This window comes from Lysinibacillus sp. NPDC095746, assembly GCF_044763535.1.
Classification (GTDB): Bacteria; Bacillota; Bacilli; order Bacillales_A; family Planococcaceae; genus Lysinibacillus.
Genome location: NZ_JBIWGL010000027.1, coordinates 1 through 26,833, shown reverse-complemented (window position 1 = coordinate 26,833; position 26,833 = coordinate 1). Strand labels below are relative to the sequence as shown.

Here is a 26,833-nt window from a genome sequence, read left to right as displayed (position 1 = left end):
TTTTTATGTAGCAAATATTAGTCTTGGGAAATTATTAAACTTTTCTCTTCTAAGGAAGGTTTAATAATATCACGATATATTTCATGACCGTATTAACAAATAGTTGGTTCAAATGAGATACACGGCTGATTCAGCAACTGAAGGGGTTAAAGATTACTCCTCAGAGTTAGTACTACTGTTGTTCAACAGTCAGATAAACTAGTAGGATAAGTGATGGAAAAATTCCACGTATTTTTCTTCTAGCGTTTTAAAGCGGGCATTGTCATTACGGAAAATAGTTGTTATCAAAAAGGAAGAAGGTTCTATAGTAAAGGTGGCTATGGTGATATTTATTATACTTATGATGAAGGTAGCAACCTCGTTCTCGATGAAAAGGACATAGAGGGAAAAAATGCTCAACTAAATGGACAGACTTATAAATTTCACCGAGTGTACACTAAAAGAGAACCTCGCATTCTTGGTTGTCATGATTGTAAGGCACTACTAAAAAAAGAACCCCCTGACGCTGAAGTAAGCTATTGTTGAGTATGAGAAAAAAGCTTCAAGAGATTGGGGAAATGCTGATTCAGCTAAAGAACTTAAAAATTAAAGGAATGAAAGTATGGATTTTGATATCCGAGAGATAAGAGAATACTATGACTCAAAAACACAAGACTATGAATTTAATAAATTAGTTAATTTTGGGGTAACTAAAAATTTTTTAGATTGGCTAGATGCCTTTTAAGGTGACATTTTAGCCACAACGTTATTATCATATCGTAATGAAAATACGTATAAAATCTCTGGAAAACCTGTGCAAAAAGTATGGCATGGAGGTAAGCAGTGGAGGACAATTCAAAAACTATTGGACAGAAGCGAGGTAAATAATATGACTTTTGAAGAAAAATTACAAGCATATGCAGAACTTGCGGTAAAGGTTGGTGTAAATATTCAACCTGGGCAATATTTATTAGTCAATACATCAGTTGATGCATTGGACTTCGCCCGTTTAGTTGTGAAAGAGGCTTATAAGGCTGGGGCAGGACGTGTTCATGTTAACTTTTCGGATGATGAAATGGATCTAGCTTACTTTGAGCATGCCTCAGATGAAGAATTTAATCGTTTCCCAGAATGGATAGTCAAAATGCGTGATGAGGTAATCGAACGTAAAGGAGCACTATTGTGGATTGATGCTGCAGACCCTGATAAATTAACAGGTATTTCAGCAGATCGTCTAGCTACCTATCAAAAGGTTTCAGGAGCTGCTCTAAGAAACTATCGCAACGCCGTCATGAAAAGTTTATTCGCTTGGTCGATTGTAGCCGTCCCTTCACCAAAGTGGGCATCGAAGGTGTTCCCGAGCTTAGCAGCTGAGGAACAAGTACCGGCATTATGGGATGCTATATTTAAAACAGTTCATATCGGTGAAGGCAATGCTGTTGAAAACTGGCGTGAACATGTAACAAATTTAGAATCTCGTGCGCTCCTTCTGAACAATAAAAAATATGCGAAGCTTCACTATACAGCGCCAGGTACTGATTTAACAATTGCCTTAGTGCCACAACATAAATGGATTACTGTTGGTGGTAAAACGCCAGATGATACAATCTTTATTGCTAATATGCCGACAGAAGAGGTTTATACGTTACCGATGAAACAAGGTGTAAATGGCTATGTAAGCAATACAAAACCATTGGTTTATCAAGGGAATATTATCGATGGCTTTAAACTGACATTTGAAGAAGGAAAAATTGTAAAAGCTGAAGCACAGGTAGGACATGATTTATTACAGCAGCTTATTAGTGTGGATGAAGGCTCATGCTATTTAGGTGAAGTAGCACTTGTACCGCATGACTCACCAATTTCAGCAGCGGGGATTTTATATTTTAAAACATTGTTTGATGAAAATGCATCGAACCATTTAGCAATTGGTAAAGCATATCCAACTTGCTTAGAAGGTGGAAGAGATTTAGAAAACGATCAGCTTGAAGAGTTAGGTGCAAATAATTCAGTAACACATGAGGACTTTATGATTGGCAACGGTGAGATGAACATTGACGGTATCTTACCAGATGGAACTGTAGAGCCAATTTTCCGTAAAGGTAACTGGGCATTTTAAGCTAAGCTTAATTAGTACATTAATACTCACGATGGTATTTAGTGTTTCATCTGCTTTTACTCAAAACTGAAAATTACCTGTCAATTGGAGATTCCTTGGCGGCTGGTCAAACACCATATCTACAGATTGATACAGGCTACAGTGATTTAATCGCCATGAGATTGGGGATGATCGGTCAATTGAGATATTTGAAGAGCTTTTTTTGCTAAATAAGGAAGCAATATCTGAAACTGTAGCTTTAAAATAAAGTTTGATCAAAAACACCTCACAAACCGGCATTTTACGATGTATAAAAAGAATCTATTTTGAAAAAAGATTGATCAAAATGGATTCTCCTCTATGAATTAGTATAAATTTTTTATAAAAAAGTTTGATCATTTTCTGCTTTGTGTTGTTTTATTGAAAAATAAAAAGCAAGTATACTAAATGTACACCTGCTTTTAAAATAGAATAAAATGAACTTTTAATTACTTACATATGGTGTTAAAGCAGGAATTCCATGATTGTCAGTAACTGCTTTTTTATGAGTCAACGAATAAACGTAATAGCCTACTAAATCTCCTGATATACTACCATTTGGAGAATAGTTTATTGTTTTGTAAGTTGGAATGCTTGATGGTACAGCTCCTTTAAATCCAAAATAGACCATTTTGTCACTATGGATATCATATACACCATTTTCCATGTAGTACTGTTTAACCAATTAACTGATCAAATATCTAAATAAGTTTTAGCAGCTAAGTAACCACCTAGTGAATGGCCAGTAAAATACCACTGATAACCGCTATACTGTGGACTTGAAGAACATGAATTACTCCAATCAATTCCCGGTATTGGTGAAAAATCGCTGCCACAATTATTTCAGAAATCGGAGAAATTGATCGGTTTAATCATCCGAAAAAGTTAGTAGCCTTTGCAGGAATAGATCCCAGTGTGTTTGAATCAGGTCGCTTTAAAGGCACAAAAAATCACATTACCAAACGCGGCTAGGGCTTTGCCATATGCTTTATACAGCTGTTCGTTGTTCTATTCGAGATAGTCGGAAAAAGAAAACAACACCTGAAACTATCGCACGAAATAAGCGATTACGAGCCTCCTGCGATTTAAAACGTGAGGAAGAAAAGCCATATAAAGTAGCTATTACTGCTTGTGCAAATAAGCTTTTACAATGGATTTATGCGATTTTAAAAACGAAAACACCATTCCAAGAAACCATGTAGTTACAGTATTTTTTAATACAACAAAAACCTTCCGAATTGAATTCGGAAGGTTTTTTGAGTTGCGCTTTTTAGTATAGCATGAAGTGTTTTTTAATTTAAAAGATTTTTATTGACAATCTATTAGCTGCTTTAGTTTTTAGAAGAAATCTAAGAGTTGCTGAGAAATAATTAGGTTGAGTGGATTCTATTATCGTTACAACTTAGTAAGATAATATTTCAAATTGTAAGGGAACAGTTATTCATTTAAACAAAGCAAATATATATCTTTAAGGTATTAATAAAAACAATTGGACAGATGCGAGGTAAATAATATGACGTTATAAGAAAAATTACAAGCTTATGCACAACTTTTGGTAAAAATTGGTGTAAATATTTAACCAAGGAGTTATTAATCAAGACATCTGTGGATGCATTGGATTTCGCACGTTTAGTTGTGAAAGAGGCTTATAAGGCTTTAATCGCTTGGTCGATGGTAGTAGTTTCTTCACCAAGGTGGGCATCGAAGTTGTTCGAACTTAGCAGCTGATTATGGGAAAAGCTGTTCGTAATTGGTGAAGGCACTACTAATTTGTCCCTGAGGTAAAGTTAAGATATTTTGATCAAACTTTTATAAAAAAGAATGTTCATTCAAAAAGAAAAGAATCCGTTTTGATTAATCTCTTGTAAAAATGGATTTATATTATTGACTCCAGAACCTAGATTTACACAGTTTTTACCAAACTTTTGAAAAAATGAGTTTTAATAGCTTGATAATTTATTTAAAATGATTTATTCTTGTATCAAATGATACGTTTATCTATCAAAAATTCCTACTTTATACAAAGAAAGGAGTGAACGATGAAGAAAAACTAATTAACGGAATCAAAGTTTAGGAGGTAAATATATGAGTGATAAAAAACCCCATTTTTTTTTATCATATCGTGAAGAAAAAGCGTATGAAAAGTGGTCAAGAGAAATTTCTGAGAAACCTATACAGAAAGTATGGTATGAAGACAAGCGAGCGGATGATAAAAAACAATTGGACAGAAGCGAGGAAAATAATATGACGTTTAAAGAAAAATTACAAGCATATGCAGAACTTTTGGTAAAAGTCGGTGTCAATATTCAACCAGGGCAATACTTATTAGTCAATACATCTGTGGATGCCTTGGATTTCGCCCGTTTAGTTGTGAAAGAGGCTTATAAGGCCGGTGCAGGACGTGTTCATGTTAATTTTTCGGATGCGGAAATGGATCGTGCTTACTTTGAGCATGCCTCAGATGAAGAATTTAATCATTTCCCAGAATGGATCGTCAAAATGAATGATGAGCTGATCGAACGTAAAGGAGCACTATTAATGATAGATGCTGAAGATCCTGATAAATTTACAGGTATTTCAGCCGATCGTCTAGCTATCTATCAAAAGGTATCAGGAGCTGCTCTGGGAAACAATCGCGACGCCGTAATGAAGGATTTAATCGCTTGGTCGATGATAGCAGTTCCTTCACAAAAGTGGGCATCGAAGGTGTTTCCGAACTTAACGGTTGAGGATCAAGTACCAGCATTATGGGAGGCTATTTTTAAAGCTGTTCGTATCGGTGAAGGTAATGCTGTTGAAAAATGGCGTGAACATGTAGCAAATTTAGAATCTCGTGCGGTCCTACTGAACAATAAAAAATATGCGAAGCTTCACTATACAGCGCCAGGTACTGATTTAACAATTGCATTAGCACCACAGCATAAATGGATTACTGGAGGTGGTAAAACGCCAGATGATACGATCTTTATGGCAAATATGCCGACAGAAGAGGTTTATACGTTACCGATGAAACATGGTGTAAATGGCTATGTAAGCAATACAAAGCCATTAGTTTATCAAGGAAATATTATCGATGACTTTAAATTAACGTTTGAAGAAGGAAAAATTGTTAAAGCCGAAGCACAGGTAGGCCATGATTTATTACAGGAGCTTATGAACGTGGATGAAGGCTCTTGCTATTTAGGTGAGGTAGCACTTGTACCACATGAATCACCAATTTCAGCATCGGGGATTTTATATTTTAATACATTGTTTGATGAAAATGCATCGAACCATTTAGCAATTGGTAAAGCTTATCCAACTTGCTTAGAGGGTGGAAGAGATTTAGAAAACGATCAGCTTGAAGCGTTAGGTGCCAATATTTCAGTAACACATGAGGACTTTATGATTGGCAACAGTGAGATGGACATCGACGGTATTTTACCAGATGGAACTGTAGAGCCAATTTTCCGTAAAGGTAGCTGGGCATTTTAAGTTTTTGATTTGAAGAAAGGGAGTAGAGCAGATGAAACGATTACTAAGCATAATTGGTGCAACTATATAGTTGTTTCATCTACTTTTGCTCTGACTGAAAAACTACCTCTTTAATTAGAAGTAAAATGCATTCAAAGGAGATAGGCCAATGAATTTCTGGGAAGTTGTTTTGATAGTTGTAAATTTTAGTCTATTGAGTTGGATACTGTTAGTAGGCAGAGAAACGAAAAAGTGGTCTAAATTAGCTACTTTGGTTGCCGTTGTAATGGTTACAGTTCAGCTATTGGCAGAAGGTTTTAGATGGCAAATGATTCCGGCATATGTATCCCCAGTTATCTTGATTTTATGCTATTTATTAGCTGGGCAGAAAAAGCGCTTTAGAAGCTGGGGTATATTCATAGTTAAGACTTTGTTATTGTGCATTTATTTGTCTGTAGCAGTTGCACTACCCTTACTTATGCCAGTATTTTCATTTGAAGAACCAACTGGCCCACATAGGGTCGGTACGAAGCTATTTCATTGGGTTGATCATCAGAGAAATGAACCGTATTCGAAAAATCCAACCGATAGACGCGAACTGATGGTACAAATTTGGTATCCTGCGGCTGAAGAAAGCAAGGGGGATCGAGAACCTTATATTCGTAACATAAATGAGCTCTCCAAGGGGTTGGAAAAAACATTGTCCATTCCTGCATTTGCATTCAGCCACATGGGTTTGGTAAAATCTCATTCGTTTATGGATTTACAACTCTCAGACTCAGAGAATCATTATCCGATATTACTTTTCTCTCATGGTTTTAATGGTTTTCGTAATCAAAACACGTTTCAAGTTGAGGAGTTGGCTAGTCAAGGATATATCGTTTTAAGTATCGATCATACCTTTGATGCTGCAGCTACCGTCTTTCCGGATGGTCGAACTGCTTACGTACAGCCGGTTAATTTAACGGATGACAAAGGGGATAGCCACATAAAATTATGGGAAGAAGATGTCACCTTTGTGCTTAATCAGATCGAGAAACTTAACCAAAACGATGAGAGCGGCTTCTTTACAGGAAGGCTCGATACCTCACGAATTGGAATGTTTGGGCACTCTTACGGTGGAGCTACCGCAGCCCAAATACTTGCAAAAGATTCTCGACTCAAAGCAGCTATCGATATGGATGGCACATTGTATGGGGAAATTTTACCTGAAAGTGGGATTGGAAAACCATTTCTGCTCATGAGTGCAGAAGAGCCTGATGAAGCAGATCCCTATAAAGTGAGGGAGCGATATGAACGTGGGTTAGCTGGCGGTGGTATGTCAATGCTCATTCCTCATACGGATCATACAAGCTTCACTGATTTACATTTGTTCTCCCCTCTGTTGCAGAGCCCAGGTGAAAATCCAAAGGAAGTTCATCGCATTATTAACGAATTCAGCCTGGCATTTTTTGAACAGTATGTAAAACAGAAGGATGACGGCTCAACCCTTAAAAGGCTGATGACCAAATATCCGGAAGTGAATTTTAAAGTAAACCGATAACCTTATGCAGAACCAACTTTATTAAAAAATATTCTGCAATTAAATGAAGTACAAACGGAGTTCATCGTGAGAAATTGCTTAAAGAAACGCAAGTAATGTCATCATTGTCTCTCTTGATTTAATTTCTTCATTGTCATTTAAATAATGAAATGCTAAATATAGAACATTCAAAGTACTATCCGTTTCAGTGTAATTCTTTTTGAAAAGCTACATTCAACAACTGGACACTTTGTTTTAAATGATTTATGCTAATTTCAAATGATATGTTTATCTATCAAAAAATGGCGACTTTATACAGAAAAAGGGAGAGATTAATGATGAAGAAAGAATTATCAGCGTTGAAGGAAGCGAGATTTAATGCAATTCTTGATTCGGCTACTATATTGCTTGTTGAAAATCCTACTGCTTCGATGAATGAAATTGCGGAATATGCGGGAATTGGGATTGCTACACTTCATCGCTACGTCGAAAGCCGAGAGAAATTGATGCTGTTCTTGGGCCATCGCGCTATACAACTGGTAAGTGAAACCGTAAACCAGATTCCTCTGGATGAGGAAAGTAGCGAAAACTATATCCCGAAACTCATTGAAGCATTAATCCCCTTAGGTGACAAAATCTATTTTTTAGGTCATGATGCATCTGTATTTAACAACAAAGAATTAGGTGAAGCCGAAGTGAAGGTAAGGGAACCCATACGACGCGTTATTGAGCTGTTACAACAAAGAGGTTACCTTCAGCAAACGGTTAGCAGCGAATGGATTTTGAATACGCTTTATGCCCTGCTTTTCCATACATGGGAACAGGTACATGAAGGTAATGTGCCTAAAAATTCGGCTGCAGAGCTTTTTTTAAATACGTTTTATCATGGTTTCAAAGCTAAGGACGAGTCGAGAGGGGATTGAACTGATAAAACATAAGAAAAGGAGTACTAGGAAATGAATCAATTCACTATTGTAAAGGCTGATCATCGATCTATGGTCGGCGCCAAGCTAAATGTAATGGCATTGGAATACATGGCGTTTCCACTTGCAGGAACAGAGGACAAGAACAAAGTTGAAGGAACATTTCGTACCCTATGGCGGCAGGAGAACAATCGTTTTAGTCATCAATACGCTTATGAAGCTCAAATGGACGGGAAAACTTTAGGGATGATTACTTGCTATCCCATACCTGTTTTAAATCGTCTTCCATGGCCAACGTTTAAACAGTTGTTTTCATTCCGAAAGCTGGGCCTCGTTATTTATAACGTTCTGAATATTAAAATGTTTTATTCCATGATCACCATGAAGGAGGGAGAAGATGACGAGTTTCACATCGGAACAATCGCCTTATTGCCCGAAAGCCGGGGACTGGGAGTAGGTACCAGGCTGCTTGAGTTTGCCGAAGAACAAGCCTGCCTGCAAGGCTTTGCCAAATGCTCTCTGACGGTAAAGAAAGAGAATCATCTTGCCATTAAATTGTATCAGAGGATAGGCTACCAAATTACAGGTGAAATCAATAAACCAAAGTTATCGTTGTACAAAATGGTTAAAAATTTATAAAGCAGGGTTCAATAGAAGTGTATCCTACCAGTTCAAATAACTGGGAAGAAATAAGTGGGCAATATCATAAAGAGTTCTGTAACTTTATGGCAGAGTTTGATACTCTCGGATTAAAATTTTTAAAAAAAATCCAATCATATTCTCTCTATTACACTGAATCTAATTTTAGGAGGTCAATATATGATGAATAAAAAAATTCCATTAATAATGGCGACAACGTTAGTATTTTGCGGATCAGTTTCAGGATTAAATATGACTAAACCGGCATTAGCAGCAGAAGACAGTAATGTACAAGATGTAAACATTCTCCCATATAAAATATCAGAAGAACTAACTCGAAAAATTGAGGAAGCTTCGCCATCGGATGTATTCTCAGTAATTGTTAATTTTAATAAAATACTCAACAAAGAAGATTATGCGAAACTTGAAAAGGACATTGGCGAATTTTCAAGAAGATATACTTATGATACCGTTATTAGTGGTTTTGCTGGAGATTTAACCAAAGAACAGCTTATATTGTTAAATAAAACATCGTTTGTCACACTTATTGATGTAGACCAGATAGTAACAAATTATGATGATATCATTGTTGAATCAACTTTTAGCAAGGATAGAAGTGGATGGATCGGTGAATTTTCTGACTATCCACATCAAGATAAAGTTCGTTATAAGCTCCAATTCTCCCTTAAGTCACTACCTAAAGAGCTAAACAATAAACGGAAAGGTCTATACGTAAGTGGATATAATGGAAGTGACGATTTATTTATGTTTGTTAAAAAGAAATTGGATACAAATGATCGGCTAAAACCAAATACAAAATATAGTGTGATATTTGATTTCGATATAGCCACAAATGCAAGAGATGAAATAGGTGTAGGGGGATCTCCTGGTAAAAGTGTGTTTGTGAAAATTGGTGCAACCAATACGGAACCGATCCCAGTTATGGATGAAACAGGATTTTATTTAATGAATATTGATAAAGGGAATCAAGGAGTAGAAGGTAAAGATGCATTTATTATTGGGGACTTGCAAAAAACGACAATAGATAGTGAGAAGTATGAGGTAAAACCTTTTAATAATAAACAACGCCCATTTATCGTTGAAACGGACAAGAATGGAGAACTATGGTTATTTATTGGCACGGATTCCGCTTTTGAAGGTGTTACGAGTATTTATTATCCTCGTATTAAAGTGACCCTAAAAGAAGTGAAAGAATAGAAAAACCTGAGAATAAACGAGGAATCTAATTCCATTAGAGGTGTAACAACAGCAGTAATTTGTTGTTCACTTAATACGGCAAAGAAAGGCATATGCTACGCCAGTCAAAAGTTTAATGATTTGACGAATGAAATCAATGAAGTCAAATAATAAAAAGTTTCAGTTGATTAATGACAAGAAATTAGGGGGCAAATGCCATGAAAAAAATACTTTTTATCCCCATGCTTTTAAGTTTCAGTATAATAAGTGCATGCTCTGATAAAGAAGAAACACCTCATGTGCCGAGCAAGCCACAAGAGGAACAACAATCTAACGTGCCGGGCAAGCCACAAGAGGAGCAAGAATATAACGAACCAAACAAGTCACAAGAAGAGCATCAATCAAACGAAAAACAGGAACCGTCCAAAACAAATAAGGGAAACATAGAAGTATCTCTTACACAGGCTGGTGTACTAAAAAATATTAAGAGCCAGCTTAAAACTAATTTATCTATAACTTTACCAAAAGGGCTTCCGATATCAGATGGTACATTTTTAACTGCAACAACGAAGGCCGAAGCTAACCAAGTTGAAATACTATTTTTTGAAAGTAAAAAGTATTTGCCAATTAATGATCCGAAGCTTAAAAATTCAAAAACAGCTACTGTAATTGCAAGACTAGTAGTAAAGCAATATCAGAATGCTAAAGAAGCAAATGAGCAAATTGCTTTTGTGAACTTTAGTCAAAATGGGGGTCAAGAGGTTGATCTTGGCTATAATATTAAAGGTTATCAGGATGCAGGAGCTGGTTCTTTATGGACTGGTTGGAATGAGGGTAGATGGGCAATTGAAACACATACACGAACAGACAATCCAGAAGCAGGTGTGAAACTTGCAAAACAGGCAGTCCAATTTCTAGAAACACATATGCTACCAATTCCAAAACAAAACGGTTTTGCACGCTTAGATGTATATAAATCAGGGAGTTTGATTGTTTGGCAAGACGAAAAACTTGTTTATACGCTTGATTCAATTAAAGAGCCAATTAAAGCACTTGAAATGACTGCAGCTTTTTACCATTAGCGAGGTTCCTTCATAGGATATCTGTTTTAGTTATGAGTATGGTAATAAAGACATTTGGTTTAGATAGAATCGCCAAACGGATGTTTTGTATTAAAACTTTTTTAGTCACGTTAAGCGCCTGAGTTGAATCGACACAGGCGCTTTTCAAGTTGTTAGGAATTGCCTATGAGAGAGAACAATTTGTAAAAGATCATTACATGCAGGGAAAATGATTTAAATGCCTAGCGCGGTTTCTGTAATGGATATTGTATGAGTAAGTTAGAATTTTGCAACATCTGGAAGCGTTAAGATAATCTAACATATGTAAAGCATGAAGAGTTATTATGTAGTACGAGTGTGTATGTAAGAGCAGTACCGTGTAGCAGATGTTAGCTTGGAATAAATAAATTGGGAAGCAATAGCATCGTTTTTAAGGTTATAGTAGTCCCGTGCAAAACTATACAAGTTTTCTACATGTTTATATATTTTGATTCTACATAACAGAAAGGCAGTAGTAACAAGGTACAGATCCTTGTTACTACTGCCTTTTTCATGAAAGTAACAGCTATTGGATATAATACAATTTCTTGAAGTAGTAATACTAATGCGTTTCCGTTTTAGTTTTAGAAGAGATCCAAGGATTGCATGAGAAAAATTATATAAAGATTTAGTGGATTCTATTCGATATTCAAATAATTTCCATAGTTTAATTCGAGATGTAGCTTTTCCTATCGTTACAATTTAGTAAGATTATATTTCCAATTGTAAGAGGACAGTTATTCATTTGAACAAAGAAAAAATATATCCTTAAGGTAATAATAAAACCAATGAGTTTTCTACTAGCAAACCTTATTGGTTGGGAGGAATGTTGATTACTATATTTTGTAATTATGGTTTAAATAAAAAATCTAATTATGGTTTATTATCTACAGATTTAATAGAGATACTTGTAGATTACAAAAATTAAGAAAATCCAAAAAATCAAATGGATATTGAACTTTTATTAAGTTCCTAAGGAGAAAAAATGGAAAAGTGTGAGTTAATTAAATTAGTACTTATTGATTTAATGGGGGAGATGGAAGCCTCAATACAATCGGTTAAATGAAAATTGCGAAGGTGTGATGCACACAATTAATTTTGGGGATTTTTAATACTATAAATATAATTATATTAGGAGAATTAAAATGAATAAACTAAATTCGTATACACGAATAGATATTATGGATTACTTACGAGGATTTGCTTTGCTGGGAATACTTATTGTAAATAGTTACCAGATGTTAGGTTATTTTTCTGATAGCGAGTTACACGGTGCACTATATTCAATATTTAATAGAAAATTTTACCCTATTTTATTCTTTTTATTTGGATCTGGTTGCTATCTTTTTATGAATCAATCTAAACAAAAAGTAAACAATAGATACCCTTTGTTTTTACGCAGAATCTTTTTTTTATTTGTATTAGGACTTATCCATACATTTTATGCACCGCCGGGAATTCAAGATGTATTAATGGTTTATGCTGTACTCGGCCTGTTAATTGTAATATTTTTCAAAAGAAATAAATGGACCAACTTAATAGTAACGGTTACACTAATGGCCTTATCTATAGTTACAGCTCTTTGTCAACCATATTATGGTGAGTTTATAGTATGGCTATACACTCTATCCTACATAAGTCAATGGTTTGCACTGGTGATGCTAGGCTATACGATGGGACAATTTAAATTTTTTGAAAATGTCTATGGAAAATTAAAGTATATTTCGATTTTTTTAATCGCTAATATTTGTACTTATGTATCTTTATTTTATGCAAGGAAGTTAATTGAGATTCCTAATGTAGGAGCTGAAATACTCGAAAGTTATACGGTTGCTTCTATAATTGCTAGCAGTCTTCTTATTATTTTACAATGGGACAAGGTAAAAATGATATTAACTCCATTAAAGTTCTATGGACAAATGTCTTTAACAAATTATCTTGCACAAAGTGCTTTACTAATTGTGTTTAGTATCATAATTGGTTTTACACCTATTAATTCATTAATTGTGTGCTTTATAATCCACGCTATTTTAATTACTTTTAGTATTGTTTGGTTAAAGTGTTTTAAAATGGGACCAGTTGAATGGTTATTAAGATATTTTACATATTGGAGTAAAATTCCCAATAGGAAGAGATCTGTAAGAAACAATTTAGAAAGTGTTTAAATGTTTAATCACTTTATTTAGAAGTAAAATGCATTCTAAGGAGACAGGCCAACTGCTACAGCTAACGGGGGGGATTTGTGCGAAAAGGATTTCAAGAATAAACAAGCTTTAAGAAGTTATCTATCATATTCAAAAAAGAACATGTTTTGATCAATAATTTTACTATAGTTATTTTTAAAACAAGAACTAGGGCTGATTTCTATTATTGAGCGCTGTCCTGGGGGCGGTCGATAAGACCACGTGTCTTAACTCGCTCTAGAGTATCATCTATGACGTTAAGGCAAAAGAAGTAGCTAGGTCTTCACTTCAATCAATCGCGGATTAATTTGTTTTTCATCTCTGTAAAAAACAACAGATTATCCGACATTATATATTATAAATACAACATATATTCTCGCACCCAATTTATTATCATAACAAAATATTCCCGTTAAGAAAATTAAGAGAGAGGGAATGCACGTTCTTATTTTACCACAGAATTTATCAAATTGAAATGTTCAAAGTTAAATAGCTATAAGGGGTTTCAATGCAAACCTTATTTTTCACTATCTTATCAAGTAGAATCCTGAATTTATCGCGTACTCAAAGTAATTTACTTTAACAGGGGTATAGGTATTTTTAGTAATATGAAAAGATCAGGTTCGACTAGGAGCCTGATCTTTTATCGTGTTATTCCCAAGTTTGATCTAGCTTATCGCTGTAAAATTTAATGGCCTTGCTATATTTTTTTATACCTTTATGATTAGTAGTTTGAATTACTATGTTTAATAAAGTTTCCATAGCCTTTGAATGCTCGCTAAGATTATAAAGTGTCATCGCATAGAAAATCTTTAAATGTTCGGCTTCTGGAAACTCACTTAAGGCCTGTTCTAGTATACGTTTTGACTGTTCATATTGCCCTAATGCACGATAGGTACTACCTAATCCTAAATAAGCATCTACTAAAAATTCGGGTTTAAGCCCTAATTGAATCGCTTTTTCATAGTGAGGGACGGCCTCTTGTTCTTTTCCTAGTGAATCATATGTCCATGCACATTGAAATTGGTAATATCCATTTTCAGGCTCGTCTTTAACTAAAGCAACCATTAATTGATTTGCTTCTTCCAATCGACCATTCTCTCTTAATGTAATGACTTGTTGTACTCGCTTATCCATTTTTTGTATCCCCTATCTTTCTATTTTTTCTAATATTTAATAATTTTAAACTTTTGAATTCATAATGTATACTTGGTTCAAGTATTAAAAATTTCACTTTTCTATATTATCAGGCATATTAAATAGATAAATATATCTGTACGAAATCGACAACAACGAAGTGGCTCAACGTTTGTTTTTTAATTAATAATAATAATGGGGTGAATAAGAATGCTTGATCGTTCTATGGAGAAAACACGGGAATGTTAAAAAGAAAGGGAGTGATAGTAAGAAGAGTACAATGTGAAGCTCTTCGATATAAAAAGAAAAGAGGACGATTATAATGAATAATTATCAAAGCATCTTTAGTGAAGGATTTGATTTAAAATATTGTGTGAAGGGACAAGGTAAGCCGATATTGGTGGTGGGTAGCAGTATATATTATCCGCGCTTGTTCTCGGAAAATTTATATAGACATTTTCAATTTATCTTCTTAGATCATAGAGGTTTTGTGAAGCCTCCACGTTCTTTAAAGCAAGAAGATTATACTATAGATAAAATTGTTGAGGATATCGAAACAGCAAGACAATGGCTAAAGCTTGATGATTTCATCATATTAGGACATTCTGGGCACGCATTTATGGCTTTGGCATATGCCGTAAAATATCCTCAGTATGTTCAGAAGGTCATTTTACTAAATTCAGCACCGACAAACAGTCAAGAGAGACAGCAGCAAAGTTTTTCATTTTTTAATGAGACTGCTAGTGCTGAACGTACAAAGCAATTCGAGCATGATATTGCTTTTTTAGAGAAGGATATTCACAATGATCCTGAAAGACGATTTGTGCATATGTGTATTCGCATGGGGGCACATAGCTTTTATGATTATACGTTGGATGCTGCTTATATGTGGGATGGCGTCTATACAAATATGGAAGTTATTGATTACCTTTGGGGTGTAGCTTTTGCTGAACAAAATCTAATCCAATCTATGGCTCACTTAAATAAACCTATTTTTGTAGGGTTAGGGAAATATGATTATTTAGTCGCTCCTGTTTCGCTCTGGGATGTCATTGATGATTCAAATGACAATGTAAAGAAGGTCATTTTTGAAAAAAGTGGCCATAACCCAATGTTTGAACAACCGGCTATTTTTGATAGAGAACTGATTGATTGGCTTAATGAATAAATGGCCATAATTTCAACTAAAGTTTGATGAATAGCCTATACTAAATAAAAGGTACCCTATAAGATTGGCACTAAAAAAGTCCCTCTTATAGGGTAATTTAGTTACATGAAATATGACTAGTGGAACTTTCAAAAAACGGTTTGATAATTATTAATTACGAGAAGTGAACGTAAGTGCCATCTTATCTAATACAGTAGCTATTATAATCCCGACTGAATATCGAACCAAATCCGCTACAAGAAAGCCTTTGCCAAGTATTAAAGCCCCGAGCGTATTCCCACGAATCTGATTAATCCAGTGTCCCCGATACAACTGGCTAAACTCTATGCCGAAGCTAAACAAAAAACTGAGCCAAATGGCTGTTAGGGTACTCTTACGCACTAGCAACAATCGAAATCCGAAGTAGACCATCATAGCCCAAAGCATGTCTCCTGCGTTCTGCGCTACTAATGACGGAAGTAGAAGACTCCATTTTCTAGATGCTAAACCTAAAAAGATGGTGATCACAATAGCTATCAAATAACCTATTTGCATTTTAAGGAAGTGTAAGTTGTTAGATTTATGCTCTTTAGTCAATAGAATCACTCTTTCGGTTGTTGATATTCATTCATTATCGCATATTTAATGTCCGAAAGATTGATGTGTACTTTATTAACAAATAATTTAGTTCACCGTGTATTCTTCTTTAAGTAAACCGTATATTTCCAAATCTACAACTCCTTTACCGGACCAGAATGTAGCTTGTCTTATAAGTCCTTCTTGTGAAAAACCATTTTTCAAGAGCACCTTTTTAGATGCCTCATTTAATGGCATAACCTCAGCCTGTATGCGATTTATATTCACTTCCTCAAATAAAAAATTGACAATTATTTTAACCGCATCTGTCGCAAGGCCCTTACCCCAATAGTTCTCTGCTAAAAAGTAACCAATCGTAACCATATTCACTTTTTGATTAAAATCCATTGCTTCTATAATGCCCACTAATTGATCGCTATGTGACTTTTGAAAAATGCCCCATTTAACTCTCGTTTTCTTTTGATAATCCCTGTCAAAGTGTCCAATCATTTTACGTACTGTTTGGATATTATGCTTCGGGATTATCCCACAATAGTCAAAGACTTTTTCATTATCATAGATTGCAAATAATTCTGGTAAATGAGCATCTTCAATTTTCTTTAGCACAATATTTTCGGAGCTTAATAATGGGAACTCTGCAAACACTTTTTCGATATTCATAGCGTACTCTCCTTATTTTTTACGTTTTTTCGTACATTATATTGTAGAAATGATTGGAAACCAATCTCTTTTTAGAAGGAGCTTTAAATAAATCAATCTAAGCATCTAAATGGTGGGATGTATGACTTATGTAAAGTTGATTGGAGACTGGGCGACACCTTGAGAATTCGCGTCACAGATGAGCATGGGGGAAGCGACAGCAACAAATTATGGTGATTATTGAAATAAAAACATATTGAAAGGTATCCCTTAGTTCTGTATAATTTTACTATATTATACAGAAAGTGAGTGATTTATGATGAAAGTCAGCTCTATTTTTCCAACAAACCAATATAAGGTGTGGAAGAAGTACGAATAATAGATTCTTCTGCACGAAACCGGAGGAATTAAAATGTATAGTAATTACGGACCTTTATGTACAGAACTTTATGATTTGACAAAACCAGTTGGATATTCTATTGGTGGGGATATTGAATATTATCTTGAACGCTTAAAAGGAACAGAAGGAAAAGTACTTGAAGCGGGAGCTGGCTCTGGACGCTTCTTAATTCCTTTACTTGAAAATGGATACGATGTTGAAGGAATTGACTACTCACCTGAAATGTTAGATTTATGCCGAAAACACTGTATTGAAAGAGGGTTCAAGACAAATTTATATGAAGGTAACTTAAGCAATTTTTCATTAAACTCAAAATATGAAGCGATTGTTATGCCGACAGGTTCGTTCTGTTTAATCGAGAATTCCAAAGATGCGATGGATGCATTATTATGTATGTATAATCATTTGATCCCCGGAGGACGCCTAATTGTTGACATGCTTTTACCTACAGACTGGCGAACAGGGGAAATTATTTCATCCTACTATGAAATTTCGCAAGAGGACGGAATTGCAATAGAAAGAAAAGCCGTTGAAATGAACTGGATCGAGCAATATACGCTAACCGTTTTAAAATATGAAAAATGGCGAAATGGTAAATTAATTGATTCAGAGTTACAAAGATTCCCATTAAGATGGTACGGAATAGAAGAATTCAAGCTTATATTAACAAATATAGGTTTTTCTAATATTACTTGCTCGGCTGAATATGTTTATAATAAGAAGCCTTCAAAAGAGCATTCATTAATTACATTTGAAGCTGTTCGTAAATAAATTTACCTGCTAGATTTTAGCTCAGAAAGTAGCTAATATCTAGCAGGTTTTTAGATTTAATCAATTCTTTTTTCTCATACCTTGTCCAATGCTACAGATTCCTGTACCGTTGATCGCTTAAAGTTAAATTCATTCCAAATCGAGTCTTTATCATCCAGCAGTTCTTTTCCTTTCCAAATGATATCGTTAATTTTACCTTCGTAAGCAATGGCTCGACCAAATGCAAATGAAATAAAATATTCATTCCAGGATTGGAAGATAGGGCTGGCGGCGTTAGCAGCTCTTTCTATATAGTTCCATGCCTGGTCTTCTGTTAAATAACCAACTATGTAGCTCCATCTTGCTATATTTATAGCTCGTTCAAAATCCCATGCAGCAATAGTGTTTACCTGGTCAAAATCGGATTTCGTAAAGGAAAGCCTTTTCATCATCCCTTCTTGGGCGGATTCATAGCATTCCTGCGATTTCCCCACTTCTTCCTCTGTAAAAGACTGACCCGTTTTCAATGCCAGAAGCAGCTCATTAAACTTCGTACGGTGTCCTTCCGATAGCAGCCATTCCAGGGTTTGTACAGCCTCCTCTGTATTATTAACCTCCCAGGCAGCAGAAAGGCCATCTTTCAAAATTTCAGGATTTTCCATCACCTGCAATGTCCGTGGCGACTCAAGTCGATAAAGAGCAAGGATGGCGCCGTAGGCAAGCAAATGCTCTTTCTCCTTTGGTAAACGGTTAGCCATCTCCATTTCTGTTCGTTGTTTTTTATTCTTTTTATTAAATACATTGACCGCTATAGACATACCCACGAAAATTAAAACTATAATTCCTACAATAATTAGAAAAATCTTCAAACCATCACGTTCCTCTCCATTTTTTTAATTTTGTACAGTTTAAATGAGAATCTCTCACTTCCAATAAATTATAGTAAAATTATACATCTTAAGTAAATGATATACAATAAGACTATTTAATTACTATTCATCGATTGTAAGTTTTTGTATGAGTGATAGAAAGGAATTAAAGAAAGGAGACATGGAGCGGAAGTTGGCTCTGAACGTTTCATAATGTTGAAGTTTGTTCATTTGAAATTTTGATTCATGAAGAGGTGAAAATAATGACATCACTAACAAGTGAAGATGGAAATGATAAGTATAATCCATTTTTTTCTTGCTTTATTTTTACTGTAAAAAGGAAAAATATGATTGTTTATATTTCGATGAAGAAAGAAGGGTTATCCATGCATAAAGATATGAATTATGGTAGCGACTTTAAATATATTCCAGCAACATCGATTTGGAGTGGAGATGGTGTAGAAGTATTGCCTGATTTATACCAGCATACGATTCAAATCGTTAATATCGTACTCTACGGTGAACCTCATAAGAAAGAGTTCGTATTAGTTGATGCAGGCATGCCAAAAAGTGCAAAGGAAATTATTTCAATAGCCGAGGAGAGATTTGGATCAAATAGTCGACCTAAAGCAATAATTTTAACGCACGGACATTTTGATCATGTTGGGGCGATAATTGATCTAATTGACTATTGGGGTATGCCGGTTTATGCTCACACATTAGAATTACCTTATTTAACTGGTATGAAAAATTATCCTGAAGCTGATCCTGTTGTCAATGGTGGCTTAATAGCGAAAGTATCATCAATTTTCCCGAATGAAGCCATAAACTTAGGAAACAATGTTGAGGCGCTTCCGTCAGATGGAAGTATTCCATATATGGATGGTTTTCGTTGGATTCATACGCCGGGTCATACGCCAGGGCATATATCTTTATTTCGTCAAGAGGATCGAGCGTTAATTGCTGGAGATGCATTTGTTACGGTTAAACAAGAATCGCTCTACAAAGTGTTGCTACAAAAAAAGGAAATTAGCGGACCGCCACGATATTTCACGACGGATTGGCAGGCAGCTTGGGATTCCGTTAAAAAATTAGAAGCATTAAAACCTTCAGTTGCTATTACAGGACATGGATTACCGATGAAGGGGGAAGAGCTTGCTAGCAATTTGCATAAGTTAACGACTGAATTTGAGCAGATTGCTTTACCTAATCACAGCAAATTTTTGAATTAACATATTAAAACTATGTAGGACGTAGAAATAAAATGAAGATAACGTTCTAGATAAGAAAAAAGCGGCACTTCCAATTGATCATTGTGTTTAACAATTGAAGTGAAGCTGATACTAAATTTCTGATTAAATTGTCGTATTTTTCTTGTTCACCTCAATGTTATTTTCAGGAATAATAAGTCTTTATCAGTCATGCTTGATATATCTATCATTATTTAAAATAGAAAAGGCTGTAGCAAATAAACTTGCTACAGCCTAAATTGGTTCATGCCCCTTGATGGCGCAATATCATATATTTTATCATAAGATACTTTATTGTAATATATTTTGTTTTTTACAACATTTCAATAATAAATAAAAAGCCTATTGACAAAAAAATGCAAAATCGTTATATTCAATTTATTCAACGTTGAATATAAAAAGGTGATTATTATGACAAGGCTATTAGTTCTTGCTATGTTAGGGCTAAAACCAATGACTGGCTATGATATTAAAGTAATGCTTGAATTAAGTGACGCGGAACGATGGGGTGGTGTGCTAATCGGCTCGATCTATAATGCTTTAAAGAAGCTTGAAAAAGATGGTTATATAGAGGTGGCTAGTATTGAATCCACAGGTCATCGACAAAAAGCAATTTATCAAATTACTGAAAAGGGCAGGGCACATGAGCAAGAATTAATTATCGAGGCTCTTGAAAAATCCTCTGTAGTTTATCCTACAACTTTATATTCTGGTGTGTCCTTTGCATTTAAACTGCCAAAAGCTAAAGCGGTGGATGCATTAGAAAAGCAGAAAATAATTTTGGAACAAGAAGAAAAGGCGATCAATGCTGGTTATGAGGCAAAATTAATTGCTATGCAAGGGAAACTACCAGCATTAACACAACTAGCATTTGATAATATGCTTGAAATTGTTCAAGTACAATCAAAATTTGTACATCAAGCTATTGAAATTATGAATAAAAGTGACTCTCTCGAAAGAGGGAGTTAAAAAATAACCATATATTCAACGTTGAATATACAATATTAACTAAGGAGAGAGAATATGAAGAAGCTCATTCATGCTAGCCAATTAACGAAAAATTATAAAGCTAACTGTGTCGTTGATCATATAACCGTTGACATTAACGAAGGTGAGATAGTAGCTTTAGTGGGTACAAATGGTGCTGGGAAAACTACTACGATTGGTATGCTTCTTGGCATTATTCCTCAAGACAGTGGAACGATTGAATACTGGACATCCGACTACAAAAAGAAAATAGGTACGCAGCTTCAATCAACCCCTTTTTTCGAAGGCTATTCTGTAGAGGATAATGTGAAATTATTTGGGGCATTCTACGGAATTTCACTGACAAAAAATGAAATTGATGAAAAACTCGCCACTTTCGATTTATTACATGTTAAAAAAACGCCTGCTATTAAATTGTCATTAGGACAGCAAAAACGGCTAGCAATTATCGTGACAACTTTGCATAATCCCAAACTAGTCATTTTGGATGAACCTTCTGCTGGATTGGATCCTAGAGGTCAAAGAGAAATTCAACAGATCATTAAACGCTTAAAAGATAGCAGGGTTGCCGTGTTATTTTCTTCCCACGATATGTTGGAAGTAATGAATGTAGCTGACAGAGTGTTAATTATGCATCGTGGGAAAATAATGGCGAATGGCTCACCAAGTGGTTTAATGGAGCACTATCAAACGCAAAATTTGGAAGAATTATTTTTTGAATTAACGAAGTGAGGAGCGAGAGGATGGGAGCTATTTTCGTATTAAATTTGAAATCTAATATAAAGGATATGTATTTACTTTTTTGGTCAATAATAATACCATTTGCGGCAATTATTGCGTTAAGGATATTTTTACCGAGCTATGCGGGAAATTATGTAGAAGGAATCATTGCCATTAGTGTATTTTTCTATTCATTTATGACCACTGCTTTTATAGCATTATCGCAAAGAAAAAGAGGCGTTTATAATTTACTTCATGCTACACCAATGCCTTTATGGAAATATATTGTCAGTATTTCTAGTGCTTGGGCTATAATAGCGATTATTTTATCCTATATCGTGCTTTTATTCGCTATCGTTATCAATCAACTAAACTTTTCTTTTAATAGCCTCTTATACATGACACCGATTATTCTAATAGCTTCGTTAAGTTTTGTTTTTTTAAGCTTTTTTATTTCAAGTCTCGTGAAAAATGAGGGACAATTAAGTATGACTGCAAATGTACTGATGATACCACTGCTCCTTTGTAGTAATGCATTTTTTACAATGGAAAAAGCGCCAAATCTAATACAATATATTAGTGTGATAAATCCATTTGAATGGTTTGTAAGTGGAATTAAAGCCTCTTTTCTAAATAATTTTAGTACATGGGGAGGATCTTTACTTCTTTTATTTGGATGCCTTGCTGTGACACTTATCATTTCCGTAAAAACATTCAAATATAGCGACCAATAATTATTATAGTACAAATCAAATGGTCATTTCAGATTGTAGATAAACTTGCAAATCCTCGCCCTTTACCACATTTGTGGGTAGAATAGGAGGATATAAAAGCGCAAAAGAGAATATTTTAGTAAAAACGCTAGAGAGGGCGATGGAATGAGTGAAACGTTAATTAGAATAGGAACTACTTATATTCCAGTCTGCAATGTTGAATTGTCATGTGAGTGGTATGTAGGTAAATTGGGAGCTGAATGTAGTTACCGAGATAGTGATAAGGCTATTCTTAATTTTGCTAATCAAAGCTTTTTTCTTGTTAGATCAATGAACAACCAAAGCTCAAATTTCATTGATTGCTATTGGAAAGAGCATTTTTCGATTACCTTTGAGGTAGACGGATTAAGTGCATTAGAGATGATTCATAAAATTTTTAAAGATAAAGAAATTAGAGTTGGAGAAATTGAAAATAGGGGGCATTCGGGAAGGAATTTTGTTTTTTACGATTTAGATTGAAATAAATTTGATGTGTGGAGTGAGCTGAGTCCTACTTATAAAGAAAAATACAAGGGCGATGAGTAAACCAATATGAAAAGGTTATTCCGTTTCCACTAAATTTCCCAGACAATTATTTGAAGGTGGGGAAATTTCGAGAAGGAGAGACAAAATTTTATCTTGCCCGATCGAGATAGAAATACGCTAGGAGTTTGTCAATAAACTATATAGAAACATTATTTCCTGAACAGAAGATTTATAGAGGGCCACTTACTATTATAAGTGACCCTTAGTAACAAAGCTTCGGAGGTGTAAGACTAAACCAATCTTACATTACTAACATATGATACGATGTTATTTTTGCATAGTTAATTGCCTGAGAAATAGTGAAAACTTCTATTAGATGGTTTCTAATACCCGCTGAAAGAAGTTAAAGCCTCAGGCGAATATCATTTTTATAGGCATAAATGCTGAAGGATTTAATTGTTCTGATTCTATCACAATACCAGTTAATCCTTTATCCGTTTTAGTTTCATGCCATTCATCCTTTTCTCAAAAAACTGCATCACCAGGCTGTACTTGATAGTATTGCGCCTGTTCATTTCTTACAAATCCTTCACCTTCAATAATTAAGAGCAGCTGGGGAACTACAGCTTGATGATAGCCAATAACACCGTTTTCTTCTAAATACATACACCCAATACTAGCTGATGCTTCAGTTTCAATAATTCTAGACATAATAAAACTTGACTTAAATTTTGTTATATTTTTGCCATTCTCTTTGGACAATTGATAAAATTTCATTTGATTCCTCCAAGCTTTAAATTATTTTTTCACAGCATGTACGTAGTGAATAGTTTCAAAGGCGGTTAAATAATCTTTTCGATTGTCAAAATAAAGCTCATTAATTGTTTCTGGCGATAAATGTTCGTAAATAAGCAGACCTGAGTTTTCTAACATTTTTTCCATTTCTTTATAAGTAAAACATGATTTCATCGGTTCACCACTTGCTGCAGCCATTTTTACCATGTTATCTACTCGGTTTGATATTCCTTGTTCTTTAAATAGTTTTTCATCTGCATAGTCCAACACTATCGAACTTCCTTTTGGTACATTGGCAAACAAATGATCAATTAAACTTGAAATTTCATCTTTCGTTAAATAATAGGAAACACCTAGTAGACTAAAGAAAGTTTTTTTATTGCCGAAGCCGCTATCCAATAGATTTTGATATGCAAACTTTTTTGAGAAATCCATGGAAACGAAATGTACATTACTTGGAAGCTTTAAATTAACTTCAGCTAATCTTTTCTTTTTAAATTCCTGTGTTGCAGGGTGATCAATTTCAAAGATTTCCAAAATGTTTTCAAGTTTCGGGTGTCTTAAGCTAAATGTATCTAACCCTGCTCCGAGTATGACGTATTGCTGTAAACCTAGCAAAACTTCATTCAGTAAAACTTTTTCACAATATGCTGCACGTGCCAAGGGTGTAGGGGAGAGCTGAGTTTGCACAATCCATTTTAATAGCTCTTCCGTTTGTCCATTTAGTTTTTCTGCGATTTCTTTGTTAAAAAACTGGATACCTTGAACCATATTTGTTTGAATGTCATGGAACTCTTGTTGTGTGATTAATTCTTGAGCTAGGTAGTCATCAAAAATTTTAGGGGTATCGAATTGACTATGATACGCTCTACTAAAAGCTGATATTAATGAAGTTAAACTAGATTCACCTTTGTTCATGCAAATACACTCCTTCAAAAAAAATAGGATTCCCCTGGCCAGGAGAATCCTATTGTACATAAAAATTATTTAAAAGTAAATTATTGCATAAATAACTTTTTTTGTCAAGTTTTCAGTACCGAGAAGCCATTAGATTTAGAAATTTCCTTAATCAAATTTTTGGATAAATATTTTCCCATTCGGTTGAATTTCTGCATAGAAAACTTCTTCGATTGATTGTATATTCTCCTTTTTTAATTCGTTGTCTAACCATTCTCTACTTTTTCCAACTTCCAGTAGATTTTGTGTCAATAGTTTCCCATCTGTGATAACTTCAATGGGGATAAAAATCGGAGGTGAAGGAGAGATTTTTAAATCTAACTTTTGCGTGCCTTGAAATTCAGGCTTTTTCAAAATACTAAGCATGCCATTTGGTTCTAATATTGCATAGTCAATTTCTGTAATTGAAAAAATTTGATATTGTCTAATCATCATCGTAAGATCATCAATATTTATTTTAGTGTTTGCTAAAGCTTTTCTATCTATTTTCCCTTTTTTGATAACGATTGTCGGTTGTCCATCAAGGAATGTTCTTGCTTTTCCGGATTTTAGTGCGATATAACTAATTAAAGTAGTAAGCGCACACCAAACAATTAAGCTTACTAAAAATTTTGTGAATACAATTGTTTTTAAAATTACCATGTTGGCTGCAATGGAACCAATTGTAATACCAGTTACGTAGTTAAAGAAGGTTAAGTGACTTAGTTGTTTTTTACCTAGAAACCTCGTAAGTGTCAGAAGAACGAAAAAAGTAATAACTGTTTGAACAACTACTTGTATATAACCTGTGTACAAATTCTCCCACTCCTTATCTAATTCCTAGAATACCCAATGAAATTTTAAAAGATACCTCAATACAACAACACAGGTGGATTCAAATTTCTAGTTATTAAAAATCTAACAGAATCAATAAATTATTGGATCTTCATCATAAGTAAGGTTGATTTCCGTTTTGCTTCGTTCCTCTATAGATAATCCCTAAGGAGTCGCCACGTCTCCAATCAACGTATTAAGGTATACATTTCTACAAATTGTATTTCTTATCTTTAGCAATAAACTTATTATTATCAATAATGGGAAAAATACTTTTGTTTTGGTAATATAAGTATTATCTGATTAAAAGGAGAGTTTTTATGGATTCTAGAGTTCCTATGCAAGTTCGAAAAATTTTAAATGAATATATAACCCTATTTCAAAATAAACTACCGAATATCCTTGAAGGTTTCTATTTACACGGTTCAATTGCTCTGGACGCTTACATAAACGGTTGTAGTGATATCGACTTTATTGCAGTTGTCAATAGATCCTTAACCGAAGAAGATGCGAAAGTAATAGCCGATCTTCACAAAGAATTAAATCGACAATACAAGGATACAGGGATGGATGGATGTTATTTACTTGTTGAGGATATTGGCAAGAAACAGAGTGAAGTAAAAGGCTGTTTAAACGTCAACGAAGGCAAGACAAATTGGGGAAATGATCATATTAACCCAATTACTTGGTGGATTTTAAAAAATAAAGGTATAACAATTTTAGGACCGGATGTAACTACATACAGCTTTAATGTAGATGAGAGCGTGCTTGGTGAGTATGTACTAGGAAATATGAACAGCTATTGGTCGAATAGATTAAAAAAAATTAAAAAATATAAAGCATTTTTAATACCAAATAAATTAGTTGATTTAGAAGTAGAGTGGTCAATAACAGGGGTTTTACGGCAATTTTACACACTGCAAGAACAAGATATTGTTTCAAAAGTAGATGCATGTAAATATGCAATACATCATTTACCAAAAGAATTTCATAATATTATTAACGAAGCTATTAGTATTCGAGAAGGTTCCACTATTCGTTACTGTCATTCGAAAAAACAACGCATTGATGACACTATTCAATGTATGGATTATATACTGAAGCAATGTAATAGTGTCAAAAATTAATGAAATGTGGATGCATCAAAAGTTGGCGATGACATTTTTAAAAACGTATGTCATGTCAATAAGTCAAAACGAAAATCAGCCATGATTGCGATGAGCTTGAAATGTTAATTTTACCTATATGATACCTTTTGTGGGAAAATATGATAAAATTAATTAGTCTTAAATGACAATTAGGCTTTAGCCCAGTGGTGATATGTCAACCATAAAAAACATCAGAATTGGAAAATTCTTAAGCTACTAAGCATCTAAAAACTGTTTTTAAGCATACTCAAAA

The 26,833-nt window shown here is 34.4% G+C and carries 24 protein-coding genes and 4 pseudogenes; 20 read left to right on the top strand and 8 right to left on the bottom strand.

Features of this window, described 5'->3' with window-relative positions; all coding sequences use genetic code 11:
• Positions 1 to 601 precede the first annotated feature (601 nt).
• The 3 genes and pseudogenes from ACIQ7N_RS18195 to ACIQ7N_RS18185 all read left to right on the top strand — a co-directional run.
• The gene (locus tag ACIQ7N_RS18195) at positions 602 to 724 is read left to right on the top strand and encodes a hypothetical protein (RefSeq protein WP_402934654.1); all 123 of its coding nucleotides are present in this window, start codon (positions 602 to 604) and stop codon (positions 722 to 724) included.
• A 144-nt stretch (positions 725 to 868) separates the two neighbouring features.
• On the top strand, positions 869 to 2,098 hold the full coding sequence (locus ACIQ7N_RS18190; RefSeq protein WP_402934651.1) for an aminopeptidase: 1,230 nt from the start codon (positions 869 to 871) through the stop codon (positions 2,096 to 2,098).
• A 31-nt stretch (positions 2,099 to 2,129) separates the two neighbouring features.
• Positions 2,130 to 2,286, top strand: a pseudogene (locus tag ACIQ7N_RS18185) (SGNH/GDSL hydrolase family protein); the annotation flags it as partial.
• A 275-nt stretch (positions 2,287 to 2,561) separates the two neighbouring features.
• On the opposite strand, the gene ACIQ7N_RS18180 reads toward ACIQ7N_RS18185, so the two are convergent.
• Entirely contained in the window at positions 2,562 to 2,801 is a 240-nt protein-coding gene (locus ACIQ7N_RS18180; RefSeq protein ID WP_402934648.1) for a hypothetical protein, read from the bottom strand.
• Between the two features lie 105 nt (positions 2,802 to 2,906).
• Here ACIQ7N_RS18180 and ACIQ7N_RS18175 point away from each other — a divergent pair.
• The 9 genes and pseudogenes from ACIQ7N_RS18175 to ACIQ7N_RS18135 all read left to right on the top strand — a co-directional run.
• Positions 2,907 to 3,318: pseudogene (locus ACIQ7N_RS18175) on the top strand (transposase); the annotation flags it as partial.
• 311 nt (positions 3,319 to 3,629) lie between these two features.
• Positions 3,630 to 3,772: pseudogene (locus ACIQ7N_RS18170) on the top strand (aminopeptidase); the annotation flags it as partial.
• A gap of 588 nt (positions 3,773 to 4,360) precedes the next feature.
• On the top strand, positions 4,361 to 5,590 hold the full coding sequence (locus ACIQ7N_RS18165) for an aminopeptidase (protein ID WP_402934743.1): 1,230 nt from the start codon (positions 4,361 to 4,363) through the stop codon (positions 5,588 to 5,590).
• A 148-nt stretch (positions 5,591 to 5,738) separates the two neighbouring features.
• A complete protein-coding gene (locus tag ACIQ7N_RS18160; RefSeq protein ID WP_402934645.1) occupies positions 5,739 to 7,112 on the top strand; it encodes an alpha/beta hydrolase family protein in 1,374 nt (457 codons plus the stop codon).
• A gap of 317 nt (positions 7,113 to 7,429) precedes the next feature.
• Positions 7,430 to 8,014 carry a TetR/AcrR family transcriptional regulator gene (locus ACIQ7N_RS18155; protein ID WP_402934643.1) on the top strand — a complete coding sequence of 195 codons (585 nt, stop codon included), beginning with the start codon at positions 7,430 to 7,432 and terminating at the stop codon, positions 8,012 to 8,014.
• Between the two features lie 33 nt (positions 8,015 to 8,047).
• Positions 8,048 to 8,653: a GNAT family N-acetyltransferase gene (locus tag ACIQ7N_RS18150; RefSeq protein ID WP_402934640.1), complete on the top strand. Its 606-nt coding sequence runs from the start codon at positions 8,048 to 8,050 to the stop codon at positions 8,651 to 8,653.
• Positions 8,654 to 8,833: 180 nt separating this feature from the next.
• Positions 8,834 to 9,871 (top strand): hypothetical protein, encoded by a 1,038-nt coding sequence (locus ACIQ7N_RS18145; protein ID WP_402934637.1) that lies wholly within the window; start codon positions 8,834 to 8,836, stop codon positions 9,869 to 9,871.
• Positions 9,872 to 10,068: 197 nt separating this feature from the next.
• A complete protein-coding gene (locus ACIQ7N_RS18140) occupies positions 10,069 to 10,932 on the top strand; it encodes a hypothetical protein (protein ID WP_402934634.1) in 864 nt (287 codons plus the stop codon).
• A 1,163-nt stretch (positions 10,933 to 12,095) separates the two neighbouring features.
• Positions 12,096 to 13,115: a DUF418 domain-containing protein gene (locus ACIQ7N_RS18135; RefSeq protein WP_402934631.1), complete on the top strand. Its 1,020-nt coding sequence runs from the start codon at positions 12,096 to 12,098 to the stop codon at positions 13,113 to 13,115.
• A gap of 669 nt (positions 13,116 to 13,784) precedes the next feature.
• On the opposite strand, the gene ACIQ7N_RS18130 is transcribed toward ACIQ7N_RS18135, so the two are convergent.
• Positions 13,785 to 14,270 carry a tetratricopeptide repeat protein gene (locus ACIQ7N_RS18130; RefSeq protein WP_402934629.1) on the bottom strand — a complete coding sequence of 162 codons (486 nt, stop codon included), beginning with the start codon at positions 14,268 to 14,270 and terminating at the stop codon, positions 13,785 to 13,787.
• 322 nt (positions 14,271 to 14,592) lie between these two features.
• Here ACIQ7N_RS18130 and ACIQ7N_RS18125 point away from each other — a divergent pair, with 322 nt between their 5' ends.
• Positions 14,593 to 15,438 (top strand): alpha/beta fold hydrolase, encoded by an 846-nt coding sequence (locus ACIQ7N_RS18125; RefSeq protein WP_402934626.1) that lies wholly within the window; start codon positions 14,593 to 14,595, stop codon positions 15,436 to 15,438.
• A 150-nt stretch (positions 15,439 to 15,588) separates the two neighbouring features.
• Here the strand turns inward: ACIQ7N_RS18125 and ACIQ7N_RS18120 are convergent, their stop codons facing one another.
• Both ACIQ7N_RS18120 and ACIQ7N_RS18115 read right to left on the bottom strand, forming a co-directional pair.
• A complete protein-coding gene (locus ACIQ7N_RS18120) occupies positions 15,589 to 16,023 on the bottom strand; it encodes a ribosomal maturation YjgA family protein (RefSeq protein ID WP_402934623.1) in 435 nt (144 codons plus the stop codon).
• A gap of 78 nt (positions 16,024 to 16,101) precedes the next feature.
• The gene (locus ACIQ7N_RS18115; protein WP_402934620.1) at positions 16,102 to 16,674 is read right to left on the bottom strand and encodes a GNAT family N-acetyltransferase; all 573 of its coding nucleotides are present in this window, start codon (positions 16,672 to 16,674) and stop codon (positions 16,102 to 16,104) included.
• Between the two features lie 391 nt (positions 16,675 to 17,065).
• Here ACIQ7N_RS18115 and ACIQ7N_RS18110 point away from each other — a divergent pair, with 391 nt between their 5' ends.
• Positions 17,066 to 17,824: a class I SAM-dependent methyltransferase gene (locus ACIQ7N_RS18110; RefSeq protein ID WP_402934617.1), complete on the top strand. Its 759-nt coding sequence runs from the start codon at positions 17,066 to 17,068 to the stop codon at positions 17,822 to 17,824.
• Positions 17,825 to 17,898: 74 nt separating this feature from the next.
• On the opposite strand, the gene ACIQ7N_RS18105 is transcribed toward ACIQ7N_RS18110, so the two are convergent.
• Positions 17,899 to 18,672, bottom strand: a complete 774-nt coding sequence (locus tag ACIQ7N_RS18105) for a DUF1266 domain-containing protein (protein ID WP_402934614.1) — start codon at positions 18,670 to 18,672, stop codon at positions 17,899 to 17,901.
• Between the two features lie 386 nt (positions 18,673 to 19,058).
• Here ACIQ7N_RS18105 and ACIQ7N_RS18100 point away from each other — a divergent pair, with 386 nt between their 5' ends.
• From ACIQ7N_RS18100 to ACIQ7N_RS18080, 5 genes are all read left to right on the top strand, one after another.
• Positions 19,059 to 19,904 (top strand): MBL fold metallo-hydrolase, encoded by an 846-nt coding sequence (locus tag ACIQ7N_RS18100; protein WP_402934740.1) that lies wholly within the window; start codon positions 19,059 to 19,061, stop codon positions 19,902 to 19,904.
• Between the two features lie 429 nt (positions 19,905 to 20,333).
• On the top strand, positions 20,334 to 20,891 hold the full coding sequence (locus tag ACIQ7N_RS18095; protein WP_402934612.1) for a PadR family transcriptional regulator: 558 nt from the start codon (positions 20,334 to 20,336) through the stop codon (positions 20,889 to 20,891).
• Positions 20,892 to 20,945: 54 nt separating this feature from the next.
• On the top strand, positions 20,946 to 21,641 hold the full coding sequence (locus ACIQ7N_RS18090; RefSeq protein ID WP_402934609.1) for an ABC transporter ATP-binding protein: 696 nt from the start codon (positions 20,946 to 20,948) through the stop codon (positions 21,639 to 21,641).
• An 11-nt stretch (positions 21,642 to 21,652) separates the two neighbouring features.
• The gene (locus ACIQ7N_RS18085; RefSeq protein ID WP_402934606.1) at positions 21,653 to 22,363 is read left to right on the top strand and encodes an ABC transporter permease; all 711 of its coding nucleotides are present in this window, start codon (positions 21,653 to 21,655) and stop codon (positions 22,361 to 22,363) included.
• 144 nt (positions 22,364 to 22,507) lie between these two features.
• Positions 22,508 to 22,861, top strand: a complete 354-nt coding sequence (locus ACIQ7N_RS18080) for a VOC family protein (protein WP_402934603.1) — start codon at positions 22,508 to 22,510, stop codon at positions 22,859 to 22,861.
• Positions 22,862 to 23,278: 417 nt separating this feature from the next.
• On the opposite strand, the pseudogene ACIQ7N_RS18075 reads toward ACIQ7N_RS18080, so the two are convergent.
• From ACIQ7N_RS18075 to ACIQ7N_RS18065, 3 genes and pseudogenes are all read right to left on the bottom strand, one after another.
• A pseudogene (locus ACIQ7N_RS18075) lies at positions 23,279 to 23,644 on the bottom strand (cupin domain-containing protein).
• Between the two features lie 21 nt (positions 23,645 to 23,665).
• Positions 23,666 to 24,580: a class I SAM-dependent methyltransferase gene (locus tag ACIQ7N_RS18070; RefSeq protein ID WP_402934601.1), complete on the bottom strand. Its 915-nt coding sequence runs from the start codon at positions 24,578 to 24,580 to the stop codon at positions 23,666 to 23,668.
• A 147-nt stretch (positions 24,581 to 24,727) separates the two neighbouring features.
• On the bottom strand, positions 24,728 to 25,414 hold the full coding sequence (locus ACIQ7N_RS18065) for a YetF domain-containing protein (RefSeq protein ID WP_402934598.1): 687 nt from the start codon (positions 25,412 to 25,414) through the stop codon (positions 24,728 to 24,730).
• Positions 25,415 to 25,752: 338 nt separating this feature from the next.
• Here ACIQ7N_RS18065 and ACIQ7N_RS18060 point away from each other — a divergent pair, with 338 nt between their 5' ends.
• Positions 25,753 to 26,559 carry an aminoglycoside adenylyltransferase domain-containing protein gene (locus tag ACIQ7N_RS18060; protein ID WP_402934595.1) on the top strand — a complete coding sequence of 269 codons (807 nt, stop codon included), beginning with the start codon at positions 25,753 to 25,755 and terminating at the stop codon, positions 26,557 to 26,559.
• Positions 26,560 to 26,833 lie beyond the last annotated feature (274 nt).